Source organism: Herbidospora sp. RD11066 (genome assembly GCF_054661255.1).
This window is the reverse complement of the sequence record NZ_BAAGDO010000001.1, coordinates 647,863-666,735: the sequence shown is the minus strand read 5'-3', so window position 1 is coordinate 666,735 and position 18,873 is coordinate 647,863. Positions and strand designations below refer to the sequence as shown.

Annotated in this window: 16 protein-coding genes; 8 read left to right on the top strand and 8 right to left on the bottom strand. The window is 70.4% G+C overall.

Translation table 11 applies throughout. The features are described 5' to 3' along the window. Positions 1–73: 73 nt before the first annotated feature. On the top strand, positions 74–1,468 hold the full coding sequence (locus tag ACYQ78_RS03065; protein WP_459799102.1) for an amino acid permease: 1,395 nt from the start codon (positions 74–76) through the stop codon (positions 1,466–1,468). Here the strand turns inward: ACYQ78_RS03065 and ACYQ78_RS03060 are convergent. After that, positions 1,410–2,180, bottom strand: coding sequence for a chorismate mutase (locus tag ACYQ78_RS03060; RefSeq protein ID WP_459799101.1), 771 nt, complete (start codon positions 2,178–2,180; stop codon positions 1,410–1,412). The two genes, ACYQ78_RS03065 and ACYQ78_RS03060, sit on opposite strands and share 59 nt — an antisense overlap. An 85-nt stretch (positions 2,181–2,265) precedes the next feature. On the opposite strand from ACYQ78_RS03060, the gene ACYQ78_RS03055 reads away from it, so the two are divergent. The 6 genes from ACYQ78_RS03055 to ACYQ78_RS03030 are packed head-to-tail and all read left to right on the top strand — an operon-like array spanning position 2,266 to position 9,544. Next, positions 2,266–4,602, top strand: coding sequence for a serine/threonine-protein kinase (locus ACYQ78_RS03055; protein WP_459799100.1), 2,337 nt, complete (start codon positions 2,266–2,268; stop codon positions 4,600–4,602). 43 nt (positions 4,603–4,645) lie between these two features. Further along, positions 4,646–6,367, top strand: a complete 1,722-nt coding sequence (locus ACYQ78_RS03050; RefSeq protein WP_459799099.1) for a serine/threonine-protein kinase — start codon at positions 4,646–4,648, stop codon at positions 6,365–6,367. After that, positions 6,367–7,008, top strand: a complete 642-nt coding sequence (locus ACYQ78_RS03045; RefSeq protein ID WP_459799098.1) for an AzlC family ABC transporter permease — start codon at positions 6,367–6,369, stop codon at positions 7,006–7,008. Before ACYQ78_RS03050 ends, ACYQ78_RS03045 begins: the two co-directional genes overlap by 1 nt. Then, complete coding sequence (locus ACYQ78_RS03040; RefSeq protein ID WP_459799097.1) at positions 7,005–7,304, top strand: AzlD domain-containing protein; 300 nt, start codon at positions 7,005–7,007, stop codon at positions 7,302–7,304. Before ACYQ78_RS03045 ends, ACYQ78_RS03040 begins: the two co-directional genes overlap by 4 nt. 26 nt (positions 7,305–7,330) lie before the next feature. Further along, the gene (locus tag ACYQ78_RS03035; RefSeq protein WP_459799096.1) at positions 7,331–8,665 is read left to right on the top strand and encodes a serine/threonine-protein kinase; all 1,335 of its coding nucleotides are present in this window, start codon (positions 7,331–7,333) and stop codon (positions 8,663–8,665) included. An 18-nt stretch (positions 8,666–8,683) separates the two neighbouring features. Beyond that, entirely contained in the window at positions 8,684–9,544 is an 861-nt protein-coding gene (locus tag ACYQ78_RS03030; protein WP_459799095.1) for an oxidoreductase, read from the top strand. Here ACYQ78_RS03030 and ACYQ78_RS03025 read toward each other — a convergent pair. The 3 genes from ACYQ78_RS03025 to ACYQ78_RS03015 are packed head-to-tail and all read right to left on the bottom strand — an operon-like array spanning position 9,525 to position 11,366. Then, a complete protein-coding gene (locus ACYQ78_RS03025; protein ID WP_459799094.1) occupies positions 9,525–10,454 on the bottom strand; it encodes an RluA family pseudouridine synthase in 930 nt (309 codons plus the stop codon). The two genes, ACYQ78_RS03030 and ACYQ78_RS03025, sit on opposite strands and share 20 nt — an antisense overlap. Beyond that, complete coding sequence (gene lspA / locus ACYQ78_RS03020; RefSeq protein ID WP_459799093.1) at positions 10,447–10,998, bottom strand: signal peptidase II; 552 nt, start codon at positions 10,996–10,998, stop codon at positions 10,447–10,449. Before lspA ends, ACYQ78_RS03025 begins: the two co-directional genes overlap by 8 nt. After that, positions 10,971–11,366, bottom strand: a complete 396-nt coding sequence (locus tag ACYQ78_RS03015) for a TraR/DksA family transcriptional regulator (protein WP_459799092.1) — start codon at positions 11,364–11,366, stop codon at positions 10,971–10,973. The genes lspA and ACYQ78_RS03015 overlap by 28 nt, the downstream gene beginning before the upstream one ends. A 455-nt stretch (positions 11,367–11,821) precedes the next feature. Between ACYQ78_RS03015 and ileS the strand changes: the two genes are divergently transcribed. Continuing rightward, the gene (gene ileS, locus ACYQ78_RS03010) at positions 11,822–14,953 is read left to right on the top strand and encodes an isoleucine--tRNA ligase (protein ID WP_459799091.1); all 3,132 of its coding nucleotides are present in this window, start codon (positions 11,822–11,824) and stop codon (positions 14,951–14,953) included. Positions 14,954–15,510: 557 nt separating this feature from the next. Here the strand turns inward: ileS and ACYQ78_RS03005 are convergent. The 4 genes from ACYQ78_RS03005 to ACYQ78_RS02990 all read right to left on the bottom strand — a co-directional run bounded on the left by ACYQ78_RS03005 (position 15,511) and on the right by ACYQ78_RS02990 (position 18,808). After that, positions 15,511–16,971: a hypothetical protein gene (locus tag ACYQ78_RS03005; RefSeq protein ID WP_459799090.1), complete on the bottom strand. Its 1,461-nt coding sequence runs from the start codon at positions 16,969–16,971 to the stop codon at positions 15,511–15,513. 49 nt (positions 16,972–17,020) lie between these two features. Further along, entirely contained in the window at positions 17,021–17,890 is an 870-nt protein-coding gene (locus tag ACYQ78_RS03000) for a DivIVA domain-containing protein (RefSeq protein WP_459799089.1), read from the bottom strand. Positions 17,891–17,939: 49 nt separating this feature from the next. Then, positions 17,940–18,227 carry a YggT family protein gene (locus ACYQ78_RS02995; RefSeq protein WP_459799088.1) on the bottom strand — a complete coding sequence of 96 codons (288 nt, stop codon included), beginning with the start codon at positions 18,225–18,227 and terminating at the stop codon, positions 17,940–17,942. A gap of 83 nt (positions 18,228–18,310) precedes the next feature. Beyond that, positions 18,311–18,808: a cell division protein SepF gene (locus ACYQ78_RS02990; protein WP_459799087.1), complete on the bottom strand. Its 498-nt coding sequence runs from the start codon at positions 18,806–18,808 to the stop codon at positions 18,311–18,313. Positions 18,809–18,873 lie beyond the last annotated feature (65 nt).

Below are 18,873 nucleotides of genomic sequence, written 5' to 3'. Positions count from 1 at the left end.
GGATGTAGAGCCTACGCCTGATCACCACCTCGCCGGACTACGGTCGCCGAAGAGATCTTTCCGGGGGGAAAAGGTGGAGAAGGCCAACCTTGACGAGGGGTATTCACACGCCCTCGGCAAACGCCAGGTCCAGATGATCGCGATCGGCGGCGCCATCGGCGTCGGGCTGTTCCTGGGCTCGGGGGGCCGCTTCGCCGCCGCCGGACCGGCCCTGGTGATCTCGTACGCGATCGCCGGAGTCGCCGCGTTCCTGGTGATGCGGGCGCTCGGTGAGCTGGTCAGCTACCGGCCGACGTCGGGGTCGTTCGTCTCGTACGCCAGCGAGTTCGTCGGCCCCTGGGCGGGGTTCGCCAGCGGGTGGATGTACTGGGTCAACTGGGCCGCCACGGGCGTCGCCGAGCTGACCGCCATCGCGATCTACGTGCACCTGTGGGCGCCCGACTTCCCGCGCTGGCTCACCGCACTGATCGCGCTGGGGGTCGTGCTGATCGTGAACCTGGCGTCGGTGAAGGCGTTCGGCGAGATGGAGTTCTGGTTCGCGCTGCTCAAGGTGCTCGCGATCGTGACGTTCCTGATCGTCGGGCTCTACCTGGTGATCTTCTCAGTCGAGGGCGCCTCGCCGGCGAACCTGGTGGACCACGGCGGGTTCTTCCCGACGGGGTTCGGGCCGGTGTTCATGAGCCTGCAGGCGGTGGTGTTCGCGTACGCCGCCATCGAGCTCGTCGGCATCGCGGCCGGGGAGACCAAGAACCCGCACGAGGTGCTGCCGAAGGCCGTCAACAGCGTCATCTGGCGCATCGCGATCTTCTACGTCGGGTCGGTGCTGCTGCTCGGGATGGTGCTGCCGTGGACGTCGTACAGCGCCGGGGAGTCGCCGTTCGTCACGGTGTTCACCCAGCTCGGGGCGCCGTGGGCGGGTGACGTGATGAACCTGATCGTGATCACGGCGGCGCTGTCGTCGTGCAACTCGGGGCTCTATTCGACCGGGCGGATCCTGCGGTCGATGGGCCAGCGCGGGGAGGCGCCCCGGTTCACCCGGAACCTGAGCTCACGGCACGTGCCGATCGGCGGGATCCTCATGACGGCCGCCGTGTACGTCGTGGGGGTGGCGGTCTATTCGTACATTCCCGAAAGGGCCTTTTCGATCGCCGTGGCGATCTCCTCGCTCGGGACGGTCACCACGTGGGGCACCCTGCTCTACTGCCAGATCAAGCTGCGCCAGGCCTGGATGCGCGGCGAGCTGCCGAAACCGGCGTTCCGGATGCCCGGCTCACCGTGGACGAACTGGATCGGCCTGGGCTTCCTGGCCCTCGTGGTGCTCCTGATGCCCTTCGCCGACGAAGACCAGCGGCTGGCGTTCTACCTGATCCCGATCCTGGCGGGCGGGATCTGGGGCGGCTGGCGGCTGGTCAGCGCGAAGCGCGTGCCGGCCGGTCACGTTCAGCAGCGTGTAGTCCCGCCTCAATGACGGCCGCCATGATCGGCCGCAGCCCCGGTTCGCCCAGGCGCGGCGCCCGCTGCGCCATCGCGGCGACCACCTTGCGCTCCCGCTCGGGGTCGCGCCCGGCGAACCCGCCGACCGGCTTGAGCCGCTGGATCGTCCCGGCCAGTTCGGCCCTGCGCTCCAGCAGCACGGCCAGGGCCGCGTCGGCCCTGTCGATGGCCGCACGGGCCTGAGGCAGGTCCTCCGGCGCCTCCGGGCGCACCACGGCCCCGATGAGCCGGGCGTCCTCCACGGCGGCGTCGACGACCTCGGGGGGCGCGTCGGCGTCGAGCAGCAGCCCGTCGGCGCCCGCCGCGACGGCGGGCCCGGCGAGCACGGACTCTTTCCCCAGGTGGACGATCACCGGCCGCCCCGACTCGGCCCGCGCGACCCTGATGAGCGCCAGGTCGGGCACCGCCTCGCAGAGCACCACGGCCCGGTTCCCCTCGGCCTCACAGCGGTCGGCGGCGGTCAGCCACTCCATCAGGGACGCCTCACGCGGCCTGCGCAGAATCACGGGCAGGGCCAGGCGGGCGGCGGCCCTCACGAGCGTCATGTCATCGACGACGACCGCGACGGCCGGGCCGGCGATGACGTCGAGTTCGACCGAGGGCGAAAGCTCTACAAGCAGCGGACCCCCGAGGACCGCGACCGGCCGCCCTTCTCCGATGGTCAGATCCGCGATCCGTACGGACATGTCGTGAGATTACCAGGGCAGTACTGCTCGCGTTTGATCCCTTTGCCATCCATGGGACGATTCATGGGTTCTGGAAGGGGTGGGGATGACGAACGCGGAAGGCCGACTCGTCGGGGGCCGGTACCACTTGATAGAACCCATCGGCCGGGGCGGCATGGGCATCGTGTGGCGGGCCCATGACGAGCTGCTCGACCGCGCCGTGGCGGTGAAGGAGGTCCGATACGACAGCGCGATGGGCGACGAGCTCCCCGAGCTGAACCGGCGGACCATGCGCGAGGCCCGTGCCGCCGGGCGGCTGACGCATCCCAATGTGGTGGTCGTCCACGACGTGATCGAAGAAGACGGGCGGCCATGGATCATCATGCAGCTCGTCGAATCGCGGTCGCTGGGCCAGGTGATCCGGCAGGACGGTCCGCTGACGCCCAAGCGGGCGACGGAGATCGGGCTGCAGATCCTCGACGCGCTGAGGGCCGCCCACGCGCAGGGAGTGTTACACCGGGACGTGAAGCCCGAGAACGTGCTGCTGGCCGACGACGGCCGGGTCGTGCTGACCGACTTCGGCATCGCGCGGGTCGAGACCGACTCGACGATGACCCGCACCGGCCTGGTGGGAACCCCCGCCTTCATCGCGCCCGAACGGCTGCGCGGCGGTCCGGCACAGCGGGAGTCCGACCTGTGGTCGCTGGGCGCGACGCTCTACGCCGCCGTCGAGGGCCGCCCGCCCCACGACAAGGGCATGGCGATGGCGACCATGCACGCCGTGCTGACCGAGCCGCCCGACCCGCCCAAGAACGCCGGGGCGATGCGCAACGTGCTCGAACGCCTCCTGGAGAAGGATCCGGCGACCCGTCCCGGCTACGACGAGACGGCCCGGCTGCTGCGCCGCGCGGCGGCCGACCAGGTCCCGCCCCGCCAGGTCGACGCCTCGGGCTGGCCGTCGCCGCCCTCCCCGCAGCGCTCGGGCCGGGTGGCCAACGGGGTGCCCAAGCCGCCGGTGGTCCCGCAGGAGGCCTTCGACGACACCGACCCGAACCTGCCGACCACGCCGACCAAGCACCCCAAGAAGTCCGGTGCGGCCGAGTCCTCCGAGGCTCCCGGACCGCAGACCGGCGACGCGATCCCGGCCCAGCGACCGGCGGAGCAGGCGAAACCCGAACCGAAGCCCGAGCCGAAGAAGCCCGAGCCGAAGCCCGAGCCGAAGGCCGCCGCCCAGAAGCCGGCCAAGCCCGCCGCGGCGGCGGCCGGTCTCGCCGCCGACGCGCCCGAAAGCGCGCCCGCACCGGAGGTCCCCCGCCAGGCCACCCCCGCCGAGCCCAAGCCCGAGAAGAAACCAGAGCCCGAGCCCAAGCCGGAACCGGTGCGCGAGTCGGCGAAGGAAGACGGCGCCGAGGCCCGCAAGGCGTCGGCGCCCGCGCCCAAGAGCCCGCCGAAGCCGCCCACCCGCCGCCCGCCGAGCGCCCCTTACGGCGGCGCCGGGGTGCGCCCGGGTGCGGGCCGTCCCACCGAGGCCCCCCGGCCGAGCGAGCCCGCTCCGGCCCGCCCGGCCGCGTTCCAGGCCGAGCCGGTCGGCTCTTCGCCGTTCTTCGACGACGAGCCCGGCCACACCCGCTACGGCGAGCAGGCGTCGGTGCCGCTCCCCGAGCCGAGCCGGCAGACCTGGCACACCGTCGACATCCCCGAACGCAGGAACGGCCTGCTCAAGGCCGCGCTCATCGCCATCCCGGCGATCCTGGTCGTGGGCGGCGTCGCGTTGTGGCTCGGCATGGAACAGGCCTCCGACACCTCCGGCACCGCCGCGACGGTCAAGCCCCCCGCGACCTCCGCCAACGCCGACCCGTCGGGCGACCCGTCCGACGAGGCCGCCGCCGACGAGTCGGACAAGCCGTCCGCGAGCCCGTCGGACGACGAGGAGAAGGACCCGTCGCCGAAGCCCTCCGAGTCGCCCTCCAAGGACGACGACGAGGAGGAGGACGAGGACGCGCTCCCCAAGGGCTGGAAGATGCACAAGAACGGGGCGGGCTTCGCGCTCGCCCTGCCGCCCGGCTGGAAGCAGGTCCGCTCCGACTCCGGCAACGTCTGGTTCGAGGGCCCGCTCGACGGCGCCTACCTGCAGATCGGGCACACCAGCACGCCGGGCAAGGACGCGCTCGCCGACTGGAAGTACCAGGAGGCCAATTCCGCCCGCTACAGCTTCTCGGCGTACAAGCGGATCAGCATGAAGAAGGTCGACTACTTCCGCAACGCGGCCGACTGGGAGTGGACGTTCGAGCCCGGAGGTTTCACCGGTCACATCCTGAACCGCGGATTCGTCGTCGACGACAAGCACGGCTACGCCATCCTGTGGAAGACCCGCGACAAGGACTGGGACAAGTACCGGCACTACTTCGACAACTTCGCGAAGTCCTTCGAACCCGACAAGTAGCCCCTGTTGTGGGACGATGCCAAACGGTTCGAAGGGGGAGGATGTGGAAGCGACGCGCCGCCTGGCGGGCAGGTACCAGCTCCTGGAGCGAATAGGCCGGGGCGGGATGGGCGTCGTCTGGCGTGCCCACGACGAGCTCCTCGACCGCCCCGTCGCGGTCAAGGAGATCCACTACACCGCCCTGAGCGATGAGGACCGCGCCGACTTCAACCGCCGCACGATCCGCGAGGCCCGTGCGGCGGGGCGGCTGTCCCACCCGAACGTGATCGTCGTCCACGACGTCATCGAGGAGGACGGCCGTCCGTGGATCGTGATGCAGCTCGTGCGGTCCACGAGCCTGGGTGACGCCCTGCGCGACCACGGCCCGATCGTGCCCGACAGGGTGGCGACCATCGGCGCCCAGGTCCTCGACGCCCTGATGACGGCCCATGCGGCCGGGGTGCTGCACCGCGACGTGAAGCCCGAGAACGTGCTGCTCAGCCCGGACAACCGGGTGGTCCTCACCGACTTCGGCATCGCCTCGATGACCGGCGACGCCTCGATGACGCTGACGGGCTCGGTCACCGGCACCCCCGCGTTCCTGCCCCCCGAACGCCTGGCCGGGCACCCCGCGACCCCCGAGTCCGACCTGTGGTCGCTGGGCGCGACACTGTGGGCCGCGGTCGAGGGGCGCTCCCCCTACGACCGGGGCACCCCGATCGCGAGCATGGCCGCGGTCCTCCACGAGGAGATCCCGGTCGCCCACCGGGCGGGTCCGCTGGCGCCGGTGCTCGAAGGCCTGATGTGCAAGGACCCGGTCTACCGCATGACGGCCGAACAGGCCATGGACCTGCTGCACCAGGCGGCCGCCAGCAAGTGGAACCCGCCGGTGAACCGGCCGACCCCGACCCCGGTGAACACACCGGTGAACCTGCCGGTGAGCACCCCGGTGAACACTCCGGTGTACACGAACGGCTCCTCCACCGAGCAGGCCGCCTTCACCCCGGCCGGCCCCTACGGCGCTCCCCCGGTCCAGGCCGGTTACGGGCAGCAGCCCGGGTGGCAGCTGCCGGGGCAGGCCACGGTCGTCCCGTCGGAGCGGAACCGCGACCGGGCGCTGATCATCACCCTGGTCACCCTGCTGGTCGCGCTGCTGGGCATCGGCGGCTTCTTCGCGTACACGAACCTCAGCGGCACCACCGACCCGGGCCCCATCGCCGCGGACCCGCCGCCGGTCACCGAGCCCGTCACCGACTACCCCACCCCCACGCCGACCCCCTCGGCGGCGCCGAGCCCGCGGCCCACCCCCGTGGTCACCGAGACCCCGGTCCTCCCCGAGGGCTGGACCGAATACCGCGACACCCGGCTCCGGTTCGCCGTCGCGCTGCCGCCCGGCTGGGAGCCCTACCAGCGGGAGGGCCAGCGGGTCTACTTCAAGGGCCCCGGCATGCCCGGCTACCTCCAGATCGACCTCACCCCGTGGGAGGTCGAAGATCCGCTCCGCGCGCTCGAGGTGGTCGAGCAGACCTCGACCTCGAAGGGCTTCCTGCCCGACTACCAGCGCATCGAGATGAAGCGCACCCGGCTCACGGTCGGCGGCTTCGACGCCCCCGGCGCCGACTGGGAGTTCACCTTCACCACGCTGGAGGGCGTCCAGCAGGTCTACGACCGGGCGTTCCGGATCGACAACCAGTGCTACGCGATCTACTGGCAGGTCCCCGCCAACATCTGGGACAAGGGCGCCCCCTGGTTCCGGACCTTCGCCCGAACCTTCCGACCGACCTGATGTCCGCCAGGCACGACGCGGTCCGCGCCGGTCTCGGCGTCGGGCTCGCGGTGGGGGTCTCCGGGCTCGCGTTCGGCGCGGCGGCGGTGACGGCCGGGCTGTCGGTGGCGCAGGCGTGCGCGCTGAGCCTGTTCGCGTTCACCGGCGCGTCGCAGTTCGCGCTCGCGGGGGTCGTCGCCGGTGGCGGGGCCCTCGTCCCCGGCGTCGCCGGCGCGCTCCTGCTGGGAGCCCGCAATGGCCTGTACGGACTGCGCCTCGCCGCCCTCCTCCCCACCCGCCTGCGCGCCTTCACCGCCCACGGCGTCATCGACGAGACCTCCGCCGTCGCCTTCGCCCACCCCGCCGAGGCCCGAGCGGGCTTCTACACCACCTTCGCGAGCCTCTACGTCACCTGGAACCTGACGACCCTCCTGGCCGCCGTCGGCGCCTCCCAGGTCGCCGACCCGGCGATGTTCGGCCTCGACGCCGTCGGCCCGGCCACCTTTCTGGCCCTGCTCTGGCCGCGCCTGAAGGAGTCGGCAGACGACCGGAAGGTGGCCGTGGCCGGGGCGGCGATCGCGCTGGCCGCCACCCCGTTCCTGCCCGCCGGGATCCCGGTCCTGCTCGCGGCGGCGGGCGCCCTGGTGGTGCTGGTCAGGTGAACCTGTGGTGGGCCGTCATCGCCACGTGCGTGGGCTGCTACCTGCTCAAATACGCGGGCCTGGCCGCGCCGCGCCGGGTGCTGGACCACCCGGCGGTGAAGCGGTTCGCCACGATCGTCCCGGTCGCGCTGCTGGCCGCGCTGATCGCCGTGCAGTCGTTCGGCCAGGGCTTCGACGTCCCCCGAACGGCGGGTCTGGCCGCCGCCGTCGTCGCGCTGCTGCTGCGCGCCCCGTTCCTCGTGGTTCTGGTCGTCGCGGCGATGGTTACCGGACTGCTGCGAATAACGGGCATGTGATTCGTTCGCCGGGGTAGCCGGGCGACATGCCCGAGTCTCAGACATCCGACCGCATCGTCGCCGGCCGTTATCGCCTGATCGAACCGCTCGGCCGGGGTGGGATGGGCACCGTGTGGCGTGCCCTGGACGAAACCCTGGAACGCGAAGTCGCCGTGAAGGAACTCAACGCCGACCTCTCGGGAGCCGAGCGTGAGATCTTCACGATCCGCACCCTCCGCGAGGCCCGCGCCGCCGGCCGGGTCAGCCACCCCGCGGTCGCCGCCGTGTACGACGTGTTCGAGGAACGCGGCCACCCGTGGATCGTCATGCAGTACGTCCCGTCCACCACCCTGGGCGCCCTCATCCGGGACGACGGCCCGATGCGCCCCCACAAGGTGGCGACCATCGGCCTCCAGATGCTGAGCGCCCTGAAGGCGGCCCACCAGGCGGGCGTCCTGCACCGTGACGTGAAACCCGACAACGTGCTGATCACCCCCGACGGCCGGGCGGTCCTGACCGACTTCGGCATCGCCGCCATGGAGGACGACTCCCCGGTCACCCGCACCGGCGCCCTGGTCGGCACCCCTGCCTTCATCAGCCCCGAGCGCGCGGCGGGGGGCCGTGCGGTCCGGGCCTCCGACATGTGGTCGCTGGGCGTGACCCTGTTCCTGGCCGCCGAGGGCCGCTCGCCCTTCCATCGGGGCCACGCGATGGCCTCGCTGGCGGCGGTCATGTACGAACCCTTCGGCCAGCTCTACCGCGCCGGCCCGCTGACCCCCGTCCTGCACGGCCTGCTGGAGAAGGACCCGGCCACCCGGATGACGGCCGTGGAGGCCGAACGCCACCTCCACAACATCGTCAACGGCACCGTCTCGGAGCCGACCGCCCCCTTCATCCCCGTTCCGCCGCCCACCGAGGAGCTGCCGAAACCGCGCAGGAGCTGGCCCTTCACCGCCGTGGTCTCGGCCGTCCTGGCCGTCGGCCTCAGCGCGGGCACCATCGCCTACGTGACGGCGAGCGACCCCCCGGTCACCCCCGCCGAGACGATCCCCGCCCAGGTCCCGGCGAAGAAGAAGGCCGCGACCCCGAAGCCCTCGTCCAAAGCGGTGGTCGACGACGAACCGGCGGTTCAGCAGAGCGAACCCCAGCAGGAACGGCCACAGGAGAGGTCACAGGCACCCTCCCCAAAAGCGAGCCCGTCCGGGCGGTCGAGCGAGGAGGCGAGCCCCCCAAGCGGGGAACCCGAGGAAGACCAGGCCACGCCCACGGAGGAGCCCACCATGGAGGAGAACACGGGCCAGGAGAACACCGAGGAGGAGGACCCGGCCGCGGCGGGCCAGGAAAGCTCAGGTCAGCTTGAAGGCGAGGTTTCTGGCCAATAATCCGGGCACGACTCGGACATGGACGACATCACCGGCGGAATCCTCAAGCTCACCGACGACCTCGCCCTCACCCGCATGGGCTACGGCGCGATGCGGCTGACCGGCCCCGGCATCTGGGGCCCGCCCACGGACCCCGAAGAGGCGATCCGCGTCCTGCGGACCGTCGTCGAGCTGGGCCTGCTCCACATCGACACCAGCGACTACTACGGCCCCTACGTGGTCAACGACCTGATCCGCGAGGCGCTCCACCCGTACCCCTCGGGCCTGCGCATCGTGACCAAGGTCGGCGCGAAACGCGGCGAGGACCGCTCCTGGTTCCCCGCGATGACCGAACCGGAACTGATCGAGGCCGTGTACGACAACCTCAAGCGCCTCGGCACCGAACAACTCGACGTGGTCAACCTCCGCATGCACGACGCGAGCGACCCCACGATCCCCTTCAGCGTCCTGACCGCCCTCCAGGACGAGGGCCTGATCACCCACCTGGGCGTCAGCAACGTGACCGAGGAACAGTTGCTCGTCTGCCGCGGCATCGCCCCGGTGGTCTGCGTCCAGAACGAGTACAACCTCGTCAATCGGAAAGATGACGCGCTGGTCGACGTCTGCGCCGAGAACGGCATCGCCTACGTGCCGTTCTTCCCGCTGGGCGGCTTCTCGCCCCTCCAGTCGTCGATCCTCGACGAGGTGGCCGGAGAGCTCGGCGCGAGCCGCCAGCAGACCGCCCTGGCCTGGCTCCTGCACCGCTCCCCGACGATCTGCGTCATCCCGGGCACCTCGTCGGTCGCCCACCTGCGCGAGAACGTCGAAGCGGCGGGCCTCCGCCTCTCGGAGGAAGCGCTCCGCCGCCTCGATTCACTCGCTACGAATCCGCGGAGATGACGTCCAGCGACCGGGCGAGGTCGGCCGGGTATTCGGCGTGGAACTCGATCCAGTCGCCCGTCGAGGGGTGTTCGAAAGCCAGCGACACCGCGTGCAGCCACTGCCGCCCCAGCCCCAGGCGGGCCGAGAGCGTCGGGTCGGCGCCGTATTGGAGGTCGCCGACGCAGGGGTGGCGCATCGTCGACATGTGCACGCGGATCTGGTGGGTGCGCCCGGTCTCCAGGCGGATGTCCAGCAGCGACGCCGCCCGGAACGCCTCAAGGGTGTCGTAGTGGGTCACCGAGTCCTTGCCGCCCGCCACGACGGCCCAGCGGCCGTCGCCCGAGGGGTGGCGGTCGATCGGGGCGTCGATCGTGCCGCGCAGCGGGTCCATGTGGCCCTGCACGAGCGCGTGGTAGCGCTTCTCGACGGTCCGTTCCTTGAAGGCGCGCTTCATCAGCGTGTAGGCGCGTTCGCTCTTGGCCACGACCATGCAGCCGGTCGTGTTGGCGTCGAGCCGGTGCACGATCCCCTGCCGCTCGGCCGCCCCGCTCGTGGAGACGCGGTGGCCGGTGCCGAGGAGGCCGCCGATGACGGTCGGGCCCGTCCAGCCGACGGACGGGTGGGCCGCCACGCCGATGGGCTTGTTGACCACGACGATGTCGTCGTCTTCGTACAGGATCGTCATCCCCGGAACGGGCTCGGCCACCGGCATGGGCGCCGACACCGGCGGGGGGATCGTCACATCGAGCCAGGAACCGGCCGCCACCCGGTCGGACTTCCCGGCCGGCGAGCCGTTGACGAGGACGTCGCCGCCGAGGATGAGCTCGGCGGCGCGGGTGCGCGAGAACCCGAAGAGACGGGCGAGGGCGGCGTCGAGCCGCTCCCCCTCCAGCCCGTCGGGGACGGGCAGCGATCGCTGGTCAGCCATCCTTGACCACGCCCTCGCGGGTGCCGTCGATCTGGTAGCCGCGCCAGGCGAGGAACACCGCGAGGATGCCGCCGCACACGATGGCCGAGTCGGCCACGTTGAAGATCGGGAACCCCGTCGCCGGGAACACCTGGACGAAGTCGACCACGTGTCCCTGGAACGGCGCCGGCGACCGGAAGATCCGGTCGGTCAGGTTGCCCAGGGCGCCACCGAGCAGCAGGCCCAGGTCGATCGCCCACGGCAGCGAACGCAGCTGCCGGGCGGTCCGGATGATCGCCCCGATCACGACCGCGGCGATGATCGTGAAGACGATCGTCATGCCGGTCCCGATGGAGAAGGCGGCACCCGGGTTGCGGATGACGTTGAACTCCAGCACCCCCGGGATCAGCACCGTCGGCAGCTGGTCTTCGAGGTGCTCGACCACCAGATATTTGGTGATCAGGTCGAAGATGTAGATGAGCACGGCCACGGCGGAGAGGAGCTTGATCCGCCGCGCCCGTGTCGCCTCATCCTGCGTCAGCGGCGTTCCTCCCGCTGCTTGCACGCCACGCACAGCGTCGCCCTCGGGAACGCCTGGAGACGTTCCTTCCCGATCGGCCGTTGGCACGATTCGCACACCCCATATGTTCCTGCGTCGATGCGGACGATCGCCCGCTCGTTCTGCGCGAGCAGGTCGCGCGCATTCAGGGTAAGGGCGATCTCACGTTCGCGCTCATAGGTCTTGGCGCCGGCGTCGGCCGGATCGTCGCCCGCGCCCTCGGATGAATTGCCGAGAGCGAGGGACGCCTCGGCCCGGCTGATGTCCTCCTGCAAGTCCCCGATCTCGGTCAGCAACCGGTCGCGGACGGCGGCGAGTTCGTCGGCGGACCAGACGTCCTCAGTGACGGCGGGCTTGGCCGCGCGCGTGGCCATAGGGCCTCCCAAGTGCAGTGTTCTTGCAAGTCCGGGCATCGTAGGTATGCGTTGACAAGATCGGCAATCGACGCGCCGACGCTTTTACGCCATCCGTACCGGACGGCTCGGTCCTCCCTGTTTGCCGCATACCTCCGCGCCGAGTTGTGGGTTCAACGCCACCGCCTCGCCGCGTGTTCCGCGCTCCCTACCCTTTATCGGGAAGCCCGCACCCCGCCGCTGCGTTATCTTGGGGAATCGCACGGCATTGATGGGGACGAGTACCCGCGCACCCCCTCACACGAGCGACCCGGGGACGGTGGAAGCCCGGGGTGAGGCGCGTGGAGAAGATCACCCCCGGAGCCGCGCGGCAACACAAGAGTGGGTTCCCCGCCACGGGGGCCAAGGAGGGTGGTACCGCGGGGCCGTCACGGTCTCGTCCCTCCACGCCATTGTCCGATGAGCGTGGAGGATCCGTGTCCAGCCACCAGTTCCAACCGCTGCCCGCGCAGGTCGACCTGCCGCGCCTCGAACACGAGGTGCTCGCGCGCTGGCGCGACGGCAAAGTTTTCGAACGCTCCCTCGAACAGAACGCCACGGGTCCGTCGTGGGTGTTCTACGAGGGTCCCCCGACGGCCAACGGCATGCCCGGCGTCCACCACGTCGAGGCGCGCGTGTTCAAGGACGTCTTCCCCCGCTACAAGTCGATGAACGGCTACCACGTGCCGCGCAAGGCGGGCTGGGACTGCCACGGCCTGCCCGTCGAGGTGGCGGTCGAGAAGGAGCTGGGCCTGTCGGGCAAGCCCCAGATCGAGGCCTACGGCATCGCCGAGTTCAACGCCCGCTGCCGCGAGTCGGTCCTGCGCCACGTCGACGCGTTCGAAGAGATGACCGAGCGCATGGGCTACTGGGTCGACATGTCGCAGGCCTACCGCACGATGGACCCGGCCTACGTCGAGGCCGTCTGGTGGTCGCTCAAGGTCGTCTTCGACAAGGGCCTGCTGTTCCGCGACTTCCGGATCACGCCCTACTGCCCGCGCTGCGGCACCGGCCTGTCCGACCACGAGCTCGGCCAGCCCGGCGGCTACGAGACGGTTTCCAGCCCTTCCGTGTACGTCCGGATGCCGGTCACCTCGGGCCGCTTCGAGGGCGTGGACCTCCTCATCTGGACGACCACCCCGTGGACCCTTGTGTCGAACACCGCGGTGGCGGTGCACCCCGAGGTCACCTACGTGGTCGCGGAGAAGGACGGCGAGAAGCCCGTCATCGTGGCCGAGCCGCTCGTCGGCCAGGCCCTCGGCGAGGGCTGGTCGGTCCGTGAGTCCTTCTCCGGCGCCGAACTGGAGCACACGGCGTACCAGCGCCCCTTCGACCTGGTCGACATCCCGGGCGCCCACTTCGTGGTGCTCGGCGACTACGTCACCGTCGAAGACGGCTCGGGCCTGGTCCACCAGGCGCCCGCGTTCGGCGCCGACGACATGCAGGTCTGCAAGAAGTACGGCCTGCCCGTGGTCAACCCGATCGGCCCCGACGGCCGGTTCCTGCCCGACGTCCCGCAGGTCGGCGGCCAGTTCTTCAAGGACGCCGACGAGGGCCTCACCCAGGACCTCCGCGAGCGCGGCCTGCTGTTCCGTGGTTCGCACTTCGAGCACAGCTACCCGCACTGCTGGCGCTGCCACACGCCGCTGCTCTACTACGCGCTCCCCTCCTGGTACATCCGGACCACCGAGATCAAGGAACGCCTGCTCGCCGAGAACGAGGGCACCAACTGGTTCCCCGAGACGATCAAGAACGGCCGCTACGGCGAGTGGCTCCGCAACAACGTCGACTGGGCGCTGTCCCGGTCGCGTTACTGGGGCACCCCGCTGCCGCTGTGGATCTGTGACGAAGACCACGTGACGTGTGTCGGCTCGCTGAAGGAACTGGGCGAGAAGGCCGGCCAGGAGCTGTCGGGTCTCGACCCGCACCGCCCCTACGTCGACGACGTGACCTTCCCGTGTGGCGACTGCGGCGGCGAGGCCCGGCGCGTGCCCGACGTCATCGACGTCTGGTACGACTCGGGCGCCATGCCCTTCGCGCAGTGGGGCGCCCCCCACGTCAACAAGGAGGTCTTCGAGGCGGCCTACCCGGGCCAGTTCATCTGCGAGGCCATCGACCAGACGCGCGGCTGGTTCTACTCGATGATGACCGTCGGGACCCTGGTCTTCGACAGGTCGTCCTACGAGAACGTGCTGTGCCTGGGCCTCATCCTGGCCGAAGACGGCCGCAAGATGAGCAAGCACCTCGGCAACGTCCTGCGCCCGATGCCCCTGATGGACCAGCACGGCGCCGACTCGCTGCGCTGGTACATGGCCACCAGCGGCTCCCCATGGTCGCCCCGCAGGATCGGTCACGCGGCGCTGGAGGAGATCGTCCGGAAGGTCCTGCTGACCTACTGGAACACCGCGAGCTTCTTCACCCTGTACGCCAACGCGTCGTCGTGGACCCCGGGCTCACCGGTTTCGGACCGCCCCCTGATCGACAGATGGGCCCTGGCGGAGCTCAACCGCACCGTGGCCGAGGTGACCGCCGCGCTCGACGTCTTCGACACCGCCCGCGCCGGACGCCGCATCACGGAGTTCCTCGACGACCTCTCCAACTGGTACGTCCGCCGCTCCCGCCGCCGCTTCTGGAAGGGCGAGGAGTCGGCGTTCGCGACCCTGTACGAATGCCTGGAGACCGTCACCCGCCTGATGGCCCCCCTGGTCCCGTTCACGACCGACTACGTCTGGGAGGCCCTGCGCACCCCCGACGCCCCGCCGTCGGTCCACCTGGCGACCTGGCCGAAGGTGAACGAGGCCCACGTCGACCCGGCGCTCTCGGAGCAGATGGGCCTGGTCCGCCGCCTGGTCGAGCTGGGCCGCTCGGCCCGCGCGTCGTCGTCGGTCAAGACCCGCCAGCCGCTGGGCCGCGCCTTGGTCGGCGCTCCCGGCTGGTCGGCGCTGTCGGGTGAGCTCCGCGACCTGATCGCCGACGAGCTCAACGTGCTGGCCCTGGAGGACATGTCGGGCTTCTCCGCCGACCTGGTCACCTTCACCGTCAAGCCCAACTTCCGGGCCCTCGGCAAGCGCTTCGGCTCCCAGACCAAACTGGTCGCCGCCGCGGTGGCCGCGGCCGACCCCGCGACCCTGGCCCGAGCGGTCAGGGAAGGCGGCTCGGCCACCCTGGAAGCGGGCGAACTGGGCGAGGTCACCGTCGGCGGCGACGACCTGATCATCACCGAACAGCCCAAGTCGGGCTGGGCGGTCGAGACGGGCGCCGTCGACACCGGCACGGGCGAGACCATCGCCCTCGACCTGGCCATGACCGACGAACTCCGCCGCGCGGGCCTGGTCCGCGAGGTCATCCGCCTGGTCCAGGACGCCCGCAAGTCCACCGGCCTGTCCATCACCGACCGCATCACCCTGCGCTGGTCGGCCGAAGGCGACCTCGCCACCGCCCTCCGAGAGGGCGGCTCGCTGGTAGCCGAGGAGGTCCTCGCGACCTCCTTCGAGGAGGGCACCTCCGACGGCCAGCACATCCACGAGGACACCGACCTGGGCCTGAAGTTCCAGCTCACCAAGGCCTGACCGGCCAAGAGAGGCCCGGCGGATCGCATCCGCCGGGCCTTTCCCCTGCCCAGGCCGACCCGCCCGTCCCGATGATCACCGCCTGACGACAACGTCCCGCCGACCAAACCCTCACCCACGAAGGCCGATCCCACCAAGCCTGCGCCTGCCGAACCCGCGCTTGCCGAGTCTGCGCCCGTGAGGGTCACCCCGCCGATCCCGCACAGTGCGAAAGCCGCGCCTGCCGGACCTACGCCCGCCCATTCGAGGCTGGCGAACCCGAGCCTCGTCGTACTCGATGCCGCTCGCCGTCGGCGGCTCAGGAGTCGATCGGGAAAACCTCAAGCCCGTTTTCCGTTACGGCTCCGCCCACCCTCACCCCGCCCGCCGCCCCCGGCGACCGCCGTATCCGAGCGCCAACCGGCCGCTCCCGCTTCGCACCGCCACGAGCGATCTCGGGCCATTTCCGCCCCCGAGGTATAACCCGGAAATCGCCGGGCAGACGCTTCAGCGGGGTGTTGCATGGGACAGAAGAAGGCCCGGTGGATGTGATCCACCGGGCCTCTTCGTTGCACGTTTCAGGATTTGTCGCAGACCGTGCAGGGCGTCAGGCCCGCCTCTTCGGCGGCCGGCTGGGACATGGTCTCGATGCCGTCTTCCTCACCCTTGATCAACGGGCACTCGGGCGAGTGGTAGCGCTTGGTGCCCTCCATGACCTTCACCATGGGCGGCGGCAGCTTCCGCTCGACGGTGTCGCCGTCACGGTCTTCGCCGTCCTCCGCGTCTTCCACGGCGGGTGGGTCTTCCACGACGACCGCAGGCTCCGCAGGAGCCTCCTCAGCGGCGGCTGAGCCCCGCGAGAAAGCGTTCCAGGAGGACGAGGCCTCGGGAATCGCGATGGGCGGCTTGGCCGAGGCGGGCTTCGCAGGTGCAGGCGTGGCGAGATCGGGCGCGGCCTCTTCGACGGGCTCGGCCTCGTCGGTCTCGGCCTTCTTGGGGGTCTCGGCCTTGAGGGTCTGGGCCTTGAGCGTCTGAGGAGCCTCGGGCTCGGGAGCGTCCTTCGCGGCGGGCTTCTCGTCCTTCGCGGGAGCGGGAGCGGGCTCCGGTGTGGCGTCTTCCGGATCGGTGGCCTTGGGCTTGGCCATCTCGGAAGCGGCTGCGAAGGAGGGCACCGCGCTCTTGGGCTCGGCCTTCGCGTAGGGGTTGGCCCTGGTCACGGGCTCGGCCTTGGCGGGCGGCGTGGGCTCGGGCCAGCCGCTCGACGGCGCGGGCCGCGCATCGGGGCGGGCGTCGGAGCGCGGGTCGGGCCGGTTCGAGGGCACCGGCTCCGGCCATCCGGTGGAGGCCGGTTCGGCGCGGAAGACCGCGGTGGACCCACCGGATTCCAGGGAGGGAGCGGGCGGGACCACGGGGGGAACGACAGGAGGGGTGGAGGCGGCCGGAGGCACCGGTCCGGCGCGCCCGGGGGTGTCGGCCGGCTCCACCCTCGCTTCCTGGACCGTGGTGGCCCAGGTGTCGTCGTTGGCTGCGTCGACGACGCAGGTCGTGCAGGGCGTGAAGCCCTCTTCCCTGGCTTCCTCGACCGTCAGTTCCTCGGTCTCGCGGCCGGCGAGCTGCCGGCAGCCGGAACGGTGGAACCTCTTACGGCCGGGGATGACCAGGACGAGCGAGTCGGGCCCCAGCCCGGGGACGGGCACCGGGGCGGACACGGTCGGGTTGGTCGGATAGGCGGGGGAAACGGTGGGCGGCGCCTGCGGCATGGGGGCCATGACCGGCGGGGCACCGTAGACCGGCATTCCGGCGTGGGCCATCTGCGGCATCAGCTGCGGAGCGACGGCGGCGTGATGGGCCTCGACAGCGGCCCGGCCTCCGGCGGGGAACAGCTCGTGACGCCTCAGCAGCGCCCCGATCAGCAGGCAGACCGCGCTCAGCACGCTGATCACGATCGACCACATCACGAGGAATGCCATCCCGAGCACGACACCGGCGATCAGGAGAACGATCGCGGCGAGGACAAGGGCGGCACTGACAAGGATCACGGGGGGCGGCCTTCCGAACTACCTGTACGCGTGCGAGAAGCGGAGAACCCTACCGGCGGTCGCCGTGAGAGCCGTCGGGGGCGGGGAAGCCTCCGGTGTGCTGCTCGGTGGCGAACGGGTTGGGAACGGCCTGGATCTGGGGGCCGGGGGCGACGGCGTGAGCCATCTGTGGCTGACCCTGCTGGCCCTGCTGCATGGCTGGGTTGCCGACGATCGGGAACCCGCCGCTGCCCTCGGCCTGGACGTTCAGCTCGGCGAGCTGGTTCTCCAGGTAGAGCTTCAGGCGGCTGCGGTATTCGCGCTCGAAGCTGCGGAGCTCGTCGACCTTGCGCTCGAGTTCGTCGCGCGTCTGCACGAGAGAGCCCATGGCCTGGCGGTGACGCTCCTGAGCGTCACGCTCCAAAGTCTCGGCGCGCGCACGCGCGTCACCGATGACCTGCTCGGCCTGGCGACGGGCCTTGCCCAGCACCTCGTCGGCCTCACGGCGGGCGCGGGTGACGGTCTCGTCGGCCTCGCGGCGGGCGTCGGCGATCGCCTGGTCGGCGGTCTGCTGGGCCAGCGCGAGCACGCGGGCCGCGGTGTCCATGTTGTCTTCGGCCGGGGGCAGCCCCATGCTGACGGGCACGGGCTCCTGGCGGACCGGCTCCTGGCGCATGGGCTCAGGCGCGATCATGTCAGGCTTCTGCTCGGCGATGGGGGCGGGAGCCATCTGCATGCCACCCATGGCCATGCCGCCGGGAACCTTGCCCCGGAGACACTCGGCCAGCTTGGCGCGCAGCTCCTCGTTCTCCTGAATGAGGCGGTCGAGCTCTGCCTCGACCTCGTCGAGGAAAGCGTCCACCTCCTCCTCGTCGTAGCCCGGTCGCAACCGGGTGGTACTGAACTGCTTGTTCCGCACGTCGGCGGGCGTCAGCGGCATTTGGGTCTCCTTGGCGCGCTTGGAGTCTGTCCGGAGGGACGGTACCCGATCAACGAAGCGCGGACACGACTTGGATCAAGACCAAGACCACAATGAACAGCACTGTGAAGCTTAGGTCAAAGGCCACCGTACCCAACCTGAGGGGAGGAATGAAACGGCGGAGAAACTTGAGAGGTGGGTCGGTGGCGGTGTATGTCGCCTCCGCCAGGACCAGCACCGGGCCCCTGGGCCGCCATTGCCTGGCGAACGCCTGGACCGTCTCGAAGATCATCCGTCCGATCAGCAGGACCAGGTAGAGGGCCAGGACAGCGACCAAGATCTCACTAACGATCCCCACGGTCGAGCCTCGCCTCCGTCCAGGTCCGCTTCCTCCGGGCGTTCAGGCCGCCGGGGAGCCGCTCACTGTTCATACACGGAACTCTAGCTCTGGTTGAAGAAACCGCGTTCCGCGATCCGTGCCTTGTCCTCAGCCGTCACCTCGACGTTGGCCGGGGACAACAGGAACACCTTGTTGGTAACACGTTCAATGCTGCCGTGTAGCCCAAAAATCAGACCTGCCGCAAAATCGACGAGTCGTTTCGCGTCACTGTCAACCATTTCGGTCAAATTCATGATCACCGGGGTGCCTTCACGGAAGTGCTCCCCGATCGTCCGCGCCTCGTTGTAAGTGCGGGGATGGAGCGTGGTAATTCGCGCCAGATCGGTCGTACGCCGCTCGATCACGGCCGCCGAGGGACGCGGCGCCGGGACGGGGGAGTCGTCGCTCCCGTCACGGCTCTGGGTGCCCTGCGGGTTGAAGTCGCCAGGGATGTCGTAGTCGTCGCCGAACTCGTCGGCGTACTCGCGGTATCGGTCGTAACGGTCGTCGTCCTCCACGAGACCGAGGTAGACCGCCATCTTGCGCATCGCGCCGGCCATCGCTCCGTCGTCCTCCGTCTACCGTGCCCAAGGCTGAAGGTCCGTGGCGGATCCCTTGCCCCCGC